15 protein-coding genes are annotated in these 13,443 nt (G+C 61.0%); 14 read left to right on the forward strand and 1 reads right to left on the reverse strand.

Translation table 11 applies throughout. The features are described 5' to 3' along the window. Nucleotides 1–3: 3 nt before the first annotated feature. The 13 genes from flaF (at nucleotide 4) to folD (ending at nucleotide 10,679) form a co-directional block, all read left to right on the forward strand. Nucleotides 4–351 (forward strand): flagellar biosynthesis regulator FlaF, encoded by a 348-nt coding sequence (flaF, locus tag FHT75_RS05730; RefSeq protein WP_029868219.1) that lies wholly within the window; start codon nucleotides 4–6, stop codon nucleotides 349–351. Further along, complete coding sequence (flbT, locus tag FHT75_RS05735; RefSeq protein ID WP_029868218.1) at nucleotides 348–797, forward strand: flagellar biosynthesis repressor FlbT; 450 nt, start codon at nucleotides 348–350, stop codon at nucleotides 795–797. The genes flaF and flbT overlap by 4 nt, the downstream gene beginning before the upstream one ends. Then, entirely contained in the window at nucleotides 788–1,219 is a 432-nt protein-coding gene (gene flgD / locus FHT75_RS05740; RefSeq protein WP_029868217.1) for a flagellar hook assembly protein FlgD, read from the forward strand. Before flbT ends, flgD begins: the two co-directional genes overlap by 10 nt. Nucleotides 1,220–1,310: 91 nt before the next feature. After that, the gene (gene fliQ / locus FHT75_RS05745) at nucleotides 1,311–1,577 is read left to right on the forward strand and encodes a flagellar biosynthesis protein FliQ (RefSeq protein ID WP_009992823.1); all 267 of its coding nucleotides are present in this window, start codon (nucleotides 1,311–1,313) and stop codon (nucleotides 1,575–1,577) included. A gap of 89 nt (nucleotides 1,578–1,666) precedes the next feature. After that, nucleotides 1,667–3,754, forward strand: a complete 2,088-nt coding sequence (gene flhA / locus FHT75_RS05750) for a flagellar biosynthesis protein FlhA (RefSeq protein ID WP_047613614.1) — start codon at nucleotides 1,667–1,669, stop codon at nucleotides 3,752–3,754. Further along, on the forward strand, nucleotides 3,751–4,503 hold the full coding sequence (fliR, locus tag FHT75_RS05755; protein ID WP_047613616.1) for a flagellar biosynthetic protein FliR: 753 nt from the start codon (nucleotides 3,751–3,753) through the stop codon (nucleotides 4,501–4,503). Before flhA ends, fliR begins: the two co-directional genes overlap by 4 nt. Before the next feature lie 4 nt (nucleotides 4,504–4,507). Beyond that, a complete protein-coding gene (locus FHT75_RS05760; RefSeq protein WP_047613619.1) occupies nucleotides 4,508–4,921 on the forward strand; it encodes a hypothetical protein in 414 nt (137 codons plus the stop codon). Nucleotides 4,922–4,952: 31 nt separating this feature from the next. Continuing rightward, entirely contained in the window at nucleotides 4,953–5,516 is a 564-nt protein-coding gene (locus FHT75_RS05765; protein ID WP_047613620.1) for a rod-binding protein, read from the forward strand. 122 nt (nucleotides 5,517–5,638) lie between these two features. Next, on the forward strand, nucleotides 5,639–6,004 hold the full coding sequence (locus FHT75_RS05770) for a hypothetical protein (RefSeq protein ID WP_047613621.1): 366 nt from the start codon (nucleotides 5,639–5,641) through the stop codon (nucleotides 6,002–6,004). Next, the gene (locus tag FHT75_RS05775) at nucleotides 6,004–6,543 is read left to right on the forward strand and encodes a membrane protein (protein ID WP_047613623.1); all 540 of its coding nucleotides are present in this window, start codon (nucleotides 6,004–6,006) and stop codon (nucleotides 6,541–6,543) included. Before FHT75_RS05770 ends, FHT75_RS05775 begins: the two co-directional genes overlap by 1 nt. Nucleotides 6,544–6,833: 290 nt before the next feature. After that, nucleotides 6,834–7,673 (forward strand): WecB/TagA/CpsF family glycosyltransferase, encoded by an 840-nt coding sequence (locus FHT75_RS05780; RefSeq protein ID WP_097595979.1) that lies wholly within the window; start codon nucleotides 6,834–6,836, stop codon nucleotides 7,671–7,673. Between the two features lie 214 nt (nucleotides 7,674–7,887). Beyond that, nucleotides 7,888–9,660: a succinoglycan biosynthesis protein exop gene (locus FHT75_RS05785; protein ID WP_183844732.1), complete on the forward strand. Its 1,773-nt coding sequence runs from the start codon at nucleotides 7,888–7,890 to the stop codon at nucleotides 9,658–9,660. A gap of 119 nt (nucleotides 9,661–9,779) precedes the next feature. Continuing rightward, nucleotides 9,780–10,679 (forward strand): bifunctional methylenetetrahydrofolate dehydrogenase/methenyltetrahydrofolate cyclohydrolase FolD, encoded by a 900-nt coding sequence (gene folD, locus FHT75_RS05790; RefSeq protein WP_029868027.1) that lies wholly within the window; start codon nucleotides 9,780–9,782, stop codon nucleotides 10,677–10,679. A gap of 13 nt (nucleotides 10,680–10,692) precedes the next feature. On the opposite strand, the gene FHT75_RS05795 is transcribed toward folD, so the two are convergent. Then, nucleotides 10,693–11,718, reverse strand: coding sequence for a LacI family DNA-binding transcriptional regulator (locus tag FHT75_RS05795; RefSeq protein WP_063476339.1), 1,026 nt, complete (start codon nucleotides 11,716–11,718; stop codon nucleotides 10,693–10,695). Nucleotides 11,719–12,015: 297 nt separating this feature from the next. On the opposite strand from FHT75_RS05795, the gene FHT75_RS05800 reads away from it, so the two are divergent. After that, entirely contained in the window at nucleotides 12,016–13,377 is a 1,362-nt protein-coding gene (locus FHT75_RS05800) for an ABC transporter substrate-binding protein (RefSeq protein WP_063476340.1), read from the forward strand. The last annotated feature ends 66 nt before the right edge of the window (nucleotides 13,378–13,443 follow it).

A 13,443-nucleotide genomic window follows, 5' to 3' on the forward strand; every position in this document is an offset into this window, starting at 1 on the left:
TGAATGTATCAGTTCTCATATGCCGAAGTCATGCAGGACTCGGTGGCCGACGCGAAAGAGCGGGAATGGCAGGTTCTTGACCGGTCCATAGATCTGCTTTCGCAGGCGCGCGAAAAGGAAAAATACGGCCGGGAAGCCATTGAAGCCCTGTTTTATACGCGCCGGGTGTGGATCAGCTTCATCGAAGATCTGAAACATCCCGACAACCAGCTGGAGATCGAGCTCAGGGCCAACCTCATCTCGATTGCGATCTGGATATTGAAGGAATGCGACAGGATCAGAAAACGTCAGTCTAATAACTACCAGGGCATCATCGACGTTACCACCATCATCAGGGATGGACTTAAATGAAAAGTACACTTCGCATTTCTCTGAAAGCCGGAGAAAGAATCTTCATCAACGGCGCCGTCCTGCGCGTCGACCGCAAGGTCGCGCTGGAATTCCTGAATGATGTGACGTTCCTTCTCGAAAACCACGTCCTGCAGCCGGAAGGCGCCACCACGCCCCTGCGTCAGCTCTATTTCATCGCGCAGATGATCCTCATCAATCCCGAGGGCAAGGACCACTCGACGGCGATGTTCCGCAAGTCGATCACCATGCTGCTCACCTGCTTCAAGAACGAGGAAATCCTCGCCGAACTGAAGCGCATCGACGCGCTCGTGTCGACCGGCCGCGCCTTCGATGCATTGAAGGCGATCCGCGGCCTCTACGCGATCGAAGACAGCATCCTCAACAATCACGAAATGCCGCCAACGATGGTCGAGCAGATTCGCAGGGAGATTGCACCATGGCGGTAGATGCAACAACAAGCGCGACCTCAACAACCTCGACGACCTCCTCGACGAGTTCGAGCTCGAAGTCGGCGACACTGAACTACGACAACTTCCTGCAGCTGCTCATCGCGCAGATGAAGAACCAGGATCCGACCGATCCGATGGATGCCAGCGAGCAGGTGGCGCAGCTGGCAACCTTCTCGCAGGTCGAGCAGACGATCCAGACCAACACCAAGTTGGACACGCTTCTGGCAAGCTCGAGCCTCACCCAGGCCAGCAGCTACGTCGGCAAATACATGGAAAGCGCCGACGGCACCGTCAAAGGCATCATCGATTCCGTCAAGGTTTATTCCGATGGTATCATTGCGACGACCAAAGATGGCGATAAGATACTCGTGCAGACGGGAATCACTGTTGCCGACGAGGCGCCGAGCAGCAGCTCCTGATGCGAACGGCGCCAACGCGCCTGTTTGACGCCAACCAAGCGCGGTCCGGCCAAGGCGGGGCCGCTTCAAGGCGATATGAGGTTGCCTTCGGATGAATGAAGCTGATGCATTAGATCTGTTCCAGGCCGCGATCTGGACCGTGCTGATTGCCGCCGGTCCCGCGGTCATCGCCGCGATGGTGGTGGGTCTCGTGATCGCCCTGATCCAGGCGCTGACCCAGGTGCAGGAAGCGACGCTGACCTTCGTGCCGAAGATCGTCGCGGTGCTGATCACGGTCGGCGTCACCGCGCCTTTCGTCGGCTCGCAGATCTCGATTTTCACCAATCTGGTCTTCTCGCGCATCCAGTCTGGTTTCTGAGCCACCTTCGCGCAAGCTTCGCCATTTAAGTCTCGATTCGAATTGGGCGGACTCATATCCGCCTCCTCTCATGAAGAGACGGAATCGTCATGGCGCAACCACCTGCACTCCCCATTCCAAAAGTCGCCCCGAGCCTGCGCGATGTCGGTTTTGCCCTCGGCATCGTCGGCATCATCTGCATTCTCTTCCTGCCGATCCCGCCATTCCTGATCGATATGGGCCTGGCCTTCTCGATCGCCTTCTCGGTTCTGATCCTGATGGTCGCGCTGTGGATTCAGAAGCCGCTCGATTTCTCGTCCTTCCCGACCATTTTGCTGATCGCGACGATGACCCGGTTGGCGCTGAACATCGCGACGACGCGCGTCATCCTGTCCCACGGTAATGAAGGCCACGACGCGGCCGGCGGCGTCATCGCCGGTTTCGCAAGCCTGGTCATGTCTGGCGACTTCGTCATCGGTCTGATCGTCTTCCTCATCCTCATCACCATCAACTTCATCGTCATCACCAAGGGTGCCACGCGTATCGCCGAAGTCGGCGCGCGTTTCACCCTGGACGCGATCCCCGGCAAGCAGATGTCGATCGACGCCGATCTTTCGGCCGGCATCATCGACGAAAAGGAAGCCCAGCGTCGGCGCCGGGAACTCGAGGAGGAAAGTTCCTTCTTCGGTGCGATGGACGGTGCCTCGAAGTTCGTGCGCGGCGATGCCGTCGCCGGCCTCATCATCACCGCCATCAACGTCTTCGGCGGCATCATCATCGGCTATTTCCGCCACGGCATGCCGATCGGCGAAGCGGCCGACGTCTTCGTCAAGCTCTCCGTCGGCGACGGCCTCGTCTCGCAGATGCCGGCGCTCATCGTCTCGCTCGCCGCCGGCCTTCTCGTCTCGCGCGGCGGCACCACCGGCTCCACCGACCAGGCTGTTGTCAACCAGCTGAGCGGCTATCCCCGCGCACTCTCGGTCTCGGCCGTGCTGATGTTCGTCCTGGCCTTGATGCCCGGCCTGCCGTTTGTCCCCTTCGTGATCCTCGGCAGTCTTCTTGCCTTCGGCGCCTGGTTCATCCCGCGGCAGGTCGAGGCGGAAAACAAGCTTCGCCGCGAGCAGGAGGAAAAGAAGGTCGTCCAGAGCAAGGAGCTGGAAAAGGATTCGGTCAAGTCGGTGCTGCGCACCTCCGAGATCGAGCTCGCACTCGGCAAGATGGTCTCGACGCGCCTGCTCGGCGCCCACCAGGAGCTCGCCTTCCGCGTCGGCAAGATGCGCAAGAAGTTCGCCACGCAATACGGTTTCGTCGTGCCCGAGATCAAGGTCACGGACGATATCGCCATCGCCGAGAAGTCTTACCAGATCCGCATCCACGGCACGACGGTCGCCTCCAATCTCTTGCGCGTCGGCGAAGTCCTCGTCGTCACCGGCGCCGGCCGCCGGCCGAGCATTCCCGGCGACGAAATCCGCGAACCCGCTTTCGGCATGCCGGCCGTCTCGATCCTCGAAAACTTCGCCGACGATCTGAAACGCGAGGGCTTCCAGCCGATCGACAACGTCTCGGTCGTGCTCACCCATATGAGCGAGGTCATTCGCAACAACCTGCCGCAGCTTCTGTCCTACAAGGACGTCAAGGTGCTGATCGATCGGCTCGACCCCGAATACAAGAAGCTCGCCGACGAGATCTGCTCGTCGCACATGTCCTATTCGGGCCTGCAGGCGGTGCTCAAGCTCCTGCTTGCCGAACGCGTCTCGATCCGCAACCTGCACCTCATTCTCGAAGCGGTGGCCGAGCTTGCCCCGCATGTCAGGAAGACCGAGCAGATCGTCGAGCACGTCCGCATCCGCATGGCCCAGCAGCTTTGCGGCGATCTTGCCGACAATGGCGTGCTGCGCGTGCTCAGGCTGGGCAGCAAATGGGATCTGGCCTTCCACCAGGCGCTGAAGCGCGACGCCAAGGGCGAGGTGATCGAATTCGACATCGATCCGCGCAGCCTTGAAGAGTTCAGCGAGCAGGCCACCAAAGTTATCCGTGAGTTCATGGATCGCGGCCTGCCATTCGCCCTTGTCACATCGCCGGAAACACGCTCCTATGTGCGCATGATCATCGAACGGCTGTTCGCCACGTTGCCTGTCCTGTCGCATGTCGAACTGGCCAAGGGCATCGAGATAAAGATTTTGGGCTCTATTTCATGATAACAGACCCGCAAGGGACCGTTCTGGCGCTGTTTCTGGTTTTCTGCCGGATCGGTGGCTGTGTGCTGGCTCTTCCGGGTTTCTCCTCGGCGCGCGTGCCCGAACAGCTGCGCGTCTTCATTGCCGGCGCGCTGTCTATCGCCGTCATGCCGCTGCTTTGGGATACTGTCTATCCCGCCGTTCACACCGGTTCTGCAACCTATATCGGCCTGATATTCAGCGAATCGCTGATCGGTGTGATGTATGGCATGCTGGCGAGGATCTATACGCTCGGCATGCAGTTCGCCGCCTCGATCATGGCCATGATGGTCGGCTATACCCAGCCGGGCTCCACCGACATCATCGAGGACACGTCGGAGAACAGCCTTTCGGCCTTTGTCACCTTTGCCGGCATCATGATTCTCTTCATCATGGATTTCCATCACATCGTCTTCCGCGCGCTGATCGATTCCTACACGACCATGCCATTCGGCGGCCTGATGCAGATGCGCGCGACGCTGATCTCCTTCACCGACACGCTGGAGCAGACCACCTACATCATGCTGCGGCTGTCGAGCCCGTTTTTGATCTATGGCATGATCTTCAACGTGTCGATCGGCTTCATCAACAAGCTGGCGCCGCAGATCCCGGTTTACTTCATCTCCACACCTTATCTGCTGATGGGCGGCCTCTTCCTGATCTATTTCTCGATTGCGGCGATGGTCAGCCAGTTCGGCCAGTCCTTCGGCTCGATTTATATCGGGCGATGAGGCGATGACCGAAAAGACGCGCTCCCAGAAACTCAAGCGACTGCTCTCGGTGCAGCGGCATATCGAACGGGTAGCCGAGAACGACCTGGCCGAAACCAGCCGCCAGCGCGTCGAGGTCAATGCGGCGATGGACGACGTCATCCTCGCGCTCGGCTCGATGGACCCGGTCCACCACGCCTTCTCGCAGAGCTACGCCGATCGATTCGGCAGGCTCACCATCAAGGACAAGCAACTGACCGGCATGCAGGAGGTCCACGAGATGCGGCTGGCGCGCGAGCGCGCCAAGGGCGATCGTTTCGAAGAGGGCATGAAGGAAGCCCTCGAGGCCGAGCGCCGCGAGGCCGACGACAATGCCGTCTACGATGTCATCGATCAGCAATTCGCAACGCCAGCCTCCAGCAAGCTTCAAAAACCATAGTCGTTACGATCTTAATTCAGAGGATTCTAACGTGGCTATTTCGCCCCCCAGTGATCTGGTCCTGGACGTTGTCAAAGCTGCCGACCCCATGGAGGTTCAGGCGGCCCAGGAAAAATTGAAGGCAAATCGTGCGGCCTTTGCCGCAACGAGCCTCGCCGAAAACGGCAAGGGCTTCTCCAATACGGTCGATGTTCTCGATCATATCGGCCAGAAGAGCGGCCTCGCCGACATCCAGAACCGCACCAAGGCCGAGGAAGTTCCGGAAAGCTACCGGAAGTTCGAGGCCATGGTTCTGCAGAATTTCGTCAAGTCCATGTTGCCGAGCGAAAGCGAAGACGTATACGGCAAGGGCGCGACCGGCGATATCTGGAAAGGCATGATGGCCGAGCAGCTCGGCAACACCATGGCCAAGGGTGACGGCATCGGAATCGCCAAGCAGATGTACAGCGAACAACTGCGCCGGCAGGAAGGCAAGATCGTCAATGCCTCGACCGACAACGATGACCGCAACACCGCGATCAGCATGATCGACGACTTCCAGCGTAAGACCTTTGGCACACCGACCGCCGAAGCCAAGACCGATCGAACAGGATGATTTTAGGCCCGTTGGCCTGAAATCTGAATCCTGTTCTCAATTAAAATCAGAGCATGGTGTCGTCCGAAAACCGCGCACACTTTTCGGCGCCATGCTCTGAGCGACGCATAACCGAGGGTACAATGGAAATAGTTTCGAACGAATACAGGATCAAATCCGTTCTCGGACGCCTCGAAATGATAATCGACAATGAGAACACCCGGATCGGCAGCGATCCGCAATTCGATCTCAAGGTCTCCAATGCGCATAAGAGCCGCTGCCTCTACGAGCTGTCGATGCTTTTCCGCGATACCGATCCGGCCGAGCTTGCCGCTGCCCATCTCGATCAGCTGCATGGCTTGAAGAAGAAGCTGGTTCTCAATGCCCGCCGCGTCGAGGCGCATCTCGAAGCGGTGCGTGCCGTCGCCGACCTCCTGAAGAACGCCGTTCAGGATGCCGATGCCGACGGCACCTATTCCCAGGAACAATTCGCCATGCGTGGAAACTGATGATCAAGCTCGTCCTCACCGGTGTCTGGGTTTGCGCCATCACCTTGGCATCGGTCTATTTCTCGGTGTACCTGGCGACCGCGCCGGCGCCTGCGGCAACCGATTCCAAGCAGAGCGCGCTCGAACTGGTGAAGGGCGAAACGATCACGGTACCGATCATCGGCAACGGCGCAGTCACCGGCTACTTCCTCGGCCGCGTTTCGTTCATGATGAACAAGGAGATGCTGAAGGGCGTGACGCTGCCGCTGTCCGAGATGACGACGGATGAGCTTTTCAGCCTGCTCGTCGGCAACAAGATGGTCGATATCGCCCACATCAAATCCTTCGATCCGAAGGCCTTCCGCGAAGAGATCAAGAAGGGCATGAACGAGCGCCTGGGTGGCGAATACGTCGCCGAAGTGATGCTGGAGCAGCTCGACTATCTCTCCAAGGAAGATGTCAAGGAAAGCTCCGCCGGCCAGCCGAAGAAGGTGGGCACACCCGTCAAGATTGTCGAGACCGCACCGGCCGGCGAAACGCCGGCGCCTCCTGCGCATTAGGCGACATCCGATCATTGACGACAAACGGCGCCACAGGGCGCCTTTTTTCGTTGGCGCCCATGGTTAATAAACCACTTATGCGAGCATTGAAATTCAAGGAATTTTCCTAAGGGTTGTTTGAAACCATCCTGTTATATCAGGTCTCACAGCTTGGCTTGCGCCGCCTTCCGGGATCGGGGTGACGCCGTCCCGGCGTCACGCGACCGGTTCTTTCGAGACCTCCGGTGCGGAAATATGGGCTTGTTTTCCGGGATGTCGGGCGCATGCAGCACCCTCGGCAGGAGGTAGGAATGAATCTGATTGCAAACTTCGCGGTGCTCGCATCGCGGCGGACGATTTTCGATCTGCCGGTCTGCGATCTCGGCTGGGACGACGCCCTCGTTTTCATCAACGAGCTGGCCTCCATTCCCGTCGGCCAGACCGTGGTTTGCTTCGTCAACGCCCACAACATGCTGACGGCGCTGCGCGACGACGAATATTACCGGATCATGTCGCATAATCTGGTGCTGCCGGACGGCATCGGTCTCAACATCGCATCGCAGATCGCCCATGGCGCGCCATTTCCCGCCAATCTGAACGGCACCGATTTCGTGCCGGCCTTCCTCACCTTCATGGAGGCCCCGCGCCGCATCGGTCTGATCGGCGGCACGCGCTCGGTCGTCGAGGCGGCGGCGGAAAATTTCCGCAGGCATACGCCCTGGCATGAATTCGTCGTCATTTCCGACGGTTATTTCGATAAGGTCGATTCCTCCGTCGTCACCGAGGAGCTGGAGCGCCAGAAAGTCGATATCCTGATCGTCGGCATGGGAACGCCGCTGCAGGAGAAATGGGTCCACGACAATATCCGCGCCGATCATGCGCGCCTGGTGCTGACGGTGGGCGCTCTCTTCGACTTCGTTTCCGGCGCCGTCCCGCGTGCGCCGAGGACGGTGAGGATGATGCGCCTGGAATGGGCCTATCGCCTGCTGCAGGAGCCGACGCGCCTCTGGCGCCGTTACGTCATCGGCATCCCGGTCTTCCTCTTCCATGTCCTGCGCTACCGCTTCCGCCGGCGCGAAAGGATCCTCAGCTACCCGGAAGAGCACGGCACCGCGCTGCAGCCGCGGTCGGAGCATAAGAAAGCGAGCTAGAGCGCGTCGCGCCAAAGGGCCGCGGTTTTGCCTAAAAACCAAGAGCTAAAGCGCAGGAAGCGAATCTGAAAGACGCGAAGCGCTTTTAGCTGACCCCAGTTTTTTACACGCTGCGGTTAACCATTTCTTTGCCATGAATATTTAGATTGGTTTAATCATCGGCCTCCGTGCGGATGAACGAAGCCGGCCATCATGTGCATGAGATGTGGCGCAAATGTACGATATCAGGGCCAGAAGCAGTTTTCACGATCGCGCAGCCGCTGAGCCGCGTGCCCATGACGATTCGTATCGATCGCCCCGATCGAAGCGGGCCGGTATCGCGCCGCCCGAGGCCGAACTGCTGCGCGCCATCGGCCGCGCGCTGGAAGAGCAGCGCGCCATGGCGGCGCACGCAGCACCGCTGGTCGACCGCATCGAAACCATCCTCGGCAACCGCCTCCGGGCCGCCAATGATGTCGGCCATCTGCTTTCTGAGGAGCCGGCGCGCCACGAGGAACTGGCTGCTCCGGCCGGCGAGCCGGTGCGCTCACCCGAACTGCTGGCCGTTATCCGTGAAGAACCCGCAGCGCCTCGGCCGGCCAGGCCGCGCCGTCGTCTGAGCGGCATTGGTCTTGCAATGACGATCGCCGTCCCGACGGTCGTCGGAGCGGGCCTGCCGGCGCTGATGCCGGCGTCGCCAACCCTCTACCGTGCCGAAGCGACGCTTGCGGTGAAGACAGATGCTGCAAGCCGCGCTGCCTTTACCCAGGCCGCGGCAAAGGGGCTGCTGACGGCGCGCATGGTTGCTTCGACGGTGGCCGCCCTGAAACTCGATCGCGATCCCGAATTTGCCGGCCCCGGCGCCAATGCGCTTGGCGTTGCGCTCGATCTCCTCTCGGCGACCGGTGCGGCTGCCGATCCGGCCTCGCGCGCCGAGGCGACACTGAAGCATGCGGTCGAGATCCTGCCCGATGCCGCCGCCGGCACGATCCTCCTGAGGGTGACAACAGGCGATGGCGGCAAATCCATGCGCATCGCTGCAAGGCTTGCCGAAGCGGTTTCCGCAGCAGACCGACCCGGCGGCAACGGCGAAACCGACACCGCTTTGCGCAAGGCCTATGACGAGGCGAAGGCGGAGCTTGCCGCCTTCACGACCAAGAGCGGCGAGGGCAACGTCAAGGTGGCGATCGACCTTCGCCGCCAGATCGACGGGCTCGATGCCGATCTGAAACAGGCCGACCAGAACATCCTTTCCGCCAAGGCGCAGGCCGACCGGCTCAAGGCGGCGAAACTTGCCGAGGTGCTCGACGGTTCATTGCCCTCCGATATGCTCTCGCCGGCGCTGCAGGACTGGCGCGACAAATATGCCGTCGCCAGAACCGCGCTTGCCCAGCTTTCTGCCGAGCTTGGCCCGCGCCATCCGCGCCTCCTGCAGCAGCAGGCTGAAACCGATAGTCTGAAGGAGAATATGGGCAAGGAACTGACCCGTCTTGCCCAGACCGCCAATGTCGCCGCCAAGGCCGCCGTCGATGCGCGCAAGGGCCTGAATGACCGCCGCAACACGCTGATCGCCCAGAGCCGGGATACCGGCGTCGATCTTTCCCGGCTGACCGAACTCGGCGAGAAGGCCAATGCCGCGCGTTCGCGCCTGGAAGATGCGGATTCCGCATCGGCGGCAACGGCTGCCGACGGTCATATCACGCTGATGAAGCCGGCGCTGGCAACAGCGGTGTCGGCGAGGGATGGCTGGATTGGCCGCTTGCTGGCCGGCGCTGCCATGGGTCTGGCGGTCGGTCTTGCCGCGGCTTTCCTGCTGCGCCTGCGCCGGCCCATCGCTGCTGCCGCGCATGCGGAAATGCCGCTATCCCGGCCGCAGGCCTCGCCGCCGCCGGTACTTCCGCCCGTTCCCGCACCGGTCGACGAGATGGAGGTGTTGCGCTCCGAGATCTCCGGGCTGCGCGACCGGCTTCGTGTTCATGCGCTCGAAGCGCGGCAGCCGCTGCGCTGACGAACATTTCCTTGCATTTTTGATATTGCCTTGCTGCTTTCCGACAGGATAGGGCGTTAGCGGGCATTTGACGCTCGCCGACTATCCATAGATTGACGCGAAACAGGGCGGAGAGACGTGTGACGACAGTAATCGACGGCAAGAACGTAGCTGCATCGGTAATTCAGACGGTCAAGAGTGCGACGGCAGCGCTGGAAAAGAGCAGCGGCGTCACCACCGGCCTTGCGGTCGTCATCGTCGGCGACGATCCGGCAAGCCACGCCTATGTCAGCTCCAAGAGCCGCATGGCCAAGGAATGCGGCTTCAAGTCCGTCCAGCACACGCTGCCGGCCGAAACCAGGCAGGAGGAGCTGGCAGCCCTCGTCGCCACCCTCAATGCCGATCCCTCGATCCACGGCATCCTGGTGCAGCTGCCGCTGCCGAAGCCGCTCGACAGCGAGCCGATCATCCAGTCGATCCTGCCCGAAAAGGATGTCGACGGCTTGAGCGTCGTCAATGCCGGCAAGCTCGCCACCGGCGACCTGAAGACCGGCCTGGTCTCCTGCACGCCGGCCGGTGCCATGGTCTTCGTCCGCCGCACCCATGGCGAGGATCTCTCCGGCCTCAACGCCGTCGTCATCGGCCGCTCCAACCTGTTCGGCAAGCCGATGGCGCAATTGCTGCTCAACGCCAATGCGACGGTGACGATCGCGCATTCCAGAACGAAGAACCTTTCCGAGGTCTGCCGCAATGCCGATATCCTGGTCGCCGCAGTCGGCCGGCCGGAAATGGTCAGGGCCGATTGGGTAAAGCCAGGTGCGACGGTCATCGACGTCGGGATCAACCGTATTCCGGCACCCGAAAGAGGTGAGGGCAAGACCCGGCTGGTCGGCGACGTCGCCTTCCAGGAAGTCTCGGCGGTCGCCAGCACCATCACCCCGGTTCCCGGCGGTGTCGGGCCGATGACCATCGCCATGCTGATGGCCAACACCGTCATCGCCGCTCATCGTACCGCGGGACAGACGCCGCCGCAGTTTTGAAGTTCGGGATGCTCTAAACCTGGGGAACAGGGCCGGTCGAGGCCCTGACGATCAGTTCGGTCTTCCAGAGCTCCTGGTCGGGGAAGGGGCCGGCTTGCTTTACCGTGCCGATCAGCCGCTGGGCGATACGGACGCCCGCCGCCCGCAACGAAGAGCGTGTCGTCGTCAGCGGCACCGAGAAGTTTTCCGGTTTCAGCAGCGGCAGCACGTCGTCATGGGCGATCAGCGAGATATCCTCCCCGAGCCGCAATCCCGCCTGGTTGACCGCGCGGATCGCGCCGAGCGCCAGCACCGTGCTGGAGCAGAGGATTGCCGTCGGGCGCTCCGGCAATTGCAGGAAATGTTCCATCGCCAGCAGGCCTTGTTCGTCCGTCATCAGCGTATGGCTCATGCTGCCCTCGTCGAGCACGAGTCCGCGTTCGGCAAGGGCTGATATGACGCCGTTCTTCCTGCGGATGGCGAAATCGAGATGCATCGGTCCGTTCATCAGCGCAAAGCGCGTATGGCCGAGCTGCAGCAACAGCCGCGTCGCATCGTAGAAGGCCGCTTCATTGTCGATATCGAGATAGGGATAGTCGGGCTCGGAACCGAAGGAGCGGCCGTGCACGACATAGGGCATGGAGAGCGATTTCAGCATGGCAAGCCGCGGGTCGTGCCCGCGCATATAGGCGACGAACATTGCATCGACATTGCCGCTGATCGCCAGGCGCCGGAGCGCGCCCACCTCGTCATCCGGATCGGCCGGCATGATGACGAAGTGGAAATCGTGGCGCACGGCCTCTTCGCCGAGCCCGGCCAGGAATTCGCCGAAATGCACGTCGGACTGGTGGCCGGGCGCCGTCGGCATGACGAGGCCGATCGAGCCTGCCTTGCCGGTCGCAAGCCGCTGCGCCGCCTTGTTCGGCCGGTATCCGGTTTCCTTGACAGCCTGGAGCACGCGCTCCCGGGTCGCCTCGTTGACCTCGGGATAACCATTGAGCGCTCGGCTCACCGTCGTCTGCGACAGCCCCAGCAATTCCGATAGCTGTTTGAGATTCACCTGTTATGCTTCCTCCGGGCCCGCCCTGCGGCCGTCTTGAAAAGGCCTGCCGCCTCCCAGCGACATTCAAAGCGCTTTCAAATATGTAGCATTTGGCGCGCTTGACTCAAGAAAAATCGCTCCATATTTCCCGAGGGGCGTCGCTGCGCTGCGATATCCCGCGTGTTCACGGCGGGTTTTCGCGAAATGACTTGACTCCATTCCACCGAAAGTGAAATGAGTTGGGTGTCAAAGCGCTTTGAAATTTCCATTTAAGGGAGTTCGGCGCAGTTGGGATTGTGATGGGAGGTTGATCACATGAAAAAGTCATTTTTGATGGGCGTTGCCGTGGCAGCGCTTTTTGCCGGTACTGCGTCTGCAGCCGATCTGAAATTTGCGCCGGGGCAGGATTCCAAGTTCAACTGGAAGAGCTATGACGAATTCAAGGCCGCTCATGCCGATCTGAAGGGGCAGCCGCTGACGATCTTCGGGCCGTGGCGCGGCGAGGACGAGGCGTTCTTCCAGAGCGTTCTTGCCTATTTCACCGAAGCCACCGGCATCGATGTCAAATACTCCTCTTCCGAAAATTACGAACAGCAGATCGTCATCGATACGCAGGCAGGCTCGCCGCCGAACATTGCCGTTCTGCCGCAGCCTGGCCTCCTGGCCGATCTCGCCAGCAAGGGCTTCCTGACACCGCTCGGCGATGACAACTCCAAGTGGATCAAGGACAATTACGGCGCCGGCGACAGCTGGGTCGGTTACGGCACCTACAAGGGCAAGGACGGCAAGGAAGCCTTCTACGCCTTCCCTTATAAGGCCGACGTGAAATCGCTCGTCTGGTATGTTCCGGAGAATTTCGAGGAAGCCGGCTACAAGATCCCGACGACCATGGAAGAGCTGCATGCCCTGACCGACCAGATCGTCAAGGATGGCGGCGTTCCCTGGTGCATCGGTCTCGGTTCCGGCGGCGCCACCGGCTGGCCGGCGACCGACTGGGTCGAAGACCTGATGCTGCGCATGCAGCCGCCCGAAGCCTACGACAAGTGGACGACCAACGAGCTGAAGTTCACCGATCCGGCCGTCGTTGCTGCGATCGACGAATTCGGCAAGTTCGCCAAGAACGAGAAATACGTCGATGGCGGCGTCGCCGCGGTGGCCTCGACCGATTTCCGCGACAGCCCGAAGGGCCTCTTCGCCGTTCCGCCGAAGTGCTACATGCACCATCAGGCCTCGTTCATCCCGTCCTTCTTCCCTGAGGGTACGAAGCTGGGCCAGGATGCCGACTTCTTCTACATGCCGACCTATGCGTCGCATCCCGAGCTCGGCAAGCCGGTTCTCGGCGCCGGCACGCTCGTCTCGATCGCCAAGGACTCGAAGACGGCCCGCGCCTTCATCGACTTCCTGAAGACCCCGATCGCGCATGAGGTCTGGATGGCGCAGTCGAGCTTCCTGACGCCGTACAAGGGTGTCAGCACCGAGGCCTATGCCAATCCGCAGATGAAGAAGGAAGGCGAGATCCTGACCTCGGCCACCACCTTCCGCTTCGACGGTTCCGACCTGATGCCGGGCAAGATCGGCGCCGGCGCCTTCTGGACGGGCATGGTCGATTTCGTCGGCGGCAAGTCCGCCGAAGAGGCCGCTGGCGAAATCCAGAGCGCCTGGGACGGCATCAAGTAATCTTCAAATTATGCCGCCGGCTTGCCGGCGGCATGGCTTGCATGACTGGCCGGGCTCGCAAAGAGC

It is taken from the genome of Rhizobium sp. BK112 (genome assembly GCF_014193215.1).
In the GTDB taxonomy this organism is placed as follows: Bacteria; Pseudomonadota; Alphaproteobacteria; order Rhizobiales; family Rhizobiaceae; genus Rhizobium; species Rhizobium anhuiense.

Coding starts and splice junctions, on each gene's coding strand:
- fliQ (WP_009992823.1), top strand. CDS start 1,311: ATGAATGAAGCTGATGCATTAGATCTGTTCCAGGCCGCGATCTGGACC.
- FHT75_RS05800 (WP_063476340.1), top strand. CDS start 12,016: ATGAAAAAGTCATTTTTGATGGGCGTTGCCGTGGCAGCGCTTTTTGCC.
- flbT (WP_029868218.1), top strand. CDS start 348: ATGAAAAGTACACTTCGCATTTCTCTGAAAGCCGGAGAAAGAATCTTC.
- flaF (WP_029868219.1), top strand. CDS start 4: ATGTATCAGTTCTCATATGCCGAAGTCATGCAGGACTCGGTGGCCGAC.
- FHT75_RS05780 (WP_097595979.1), top strand. CDS start 6,834: ATGAATCTGATTGCAAACTTCGCGGTGCTCGCATCGCGGCGGACGATT.
- FHT75_RS05760 (WP_047613619.1), top strand. CDS start 4,508: ATGACCGAAAAGACGCGCTCCCAGAAACTCAAGCGACTGCTCTCGGTG.
- FHT75_RS05775 (WP_047613623.1), top strand. CDS start 6,004: ATGATCAAGCTCGTCCTCACCGGTGTCTGGGTTTGCGCCATCACCTTG.
- FHT75_RS05785 (WP_183844732.1), top strand. CDS start 7,888: ATGTACGATATCAGGGCCAGAAGCAGTTTTCACGATCGCGCAGCCGCT.
- fliR (WP_047613616.1), top strand. CDS start 3,751: ATGATAACAGACCCGCAAGGGACCGTTCTGGCGCTGTTTCTGGTTTTC.
- FHT75_RS05770 (WP_047613621.1), top strand. CDS start 5,639: ATGGAAATAGTTTCGAACGAATACAGGATCAAATCCGTTCTCGGACGC.
- flgD (WP_029868217.1), top strand. CDS start 788: ATGGCGGTAGATGCAACAACAAGCGCGACCTCAACAACCTCGACGACC.
- flhA (WP_047613614.1), top strand. CDS start 1,667: ATGGCGCAACCACCTGCACTCCCCATTCCAAAAGTCGCCCCGAGCCTG.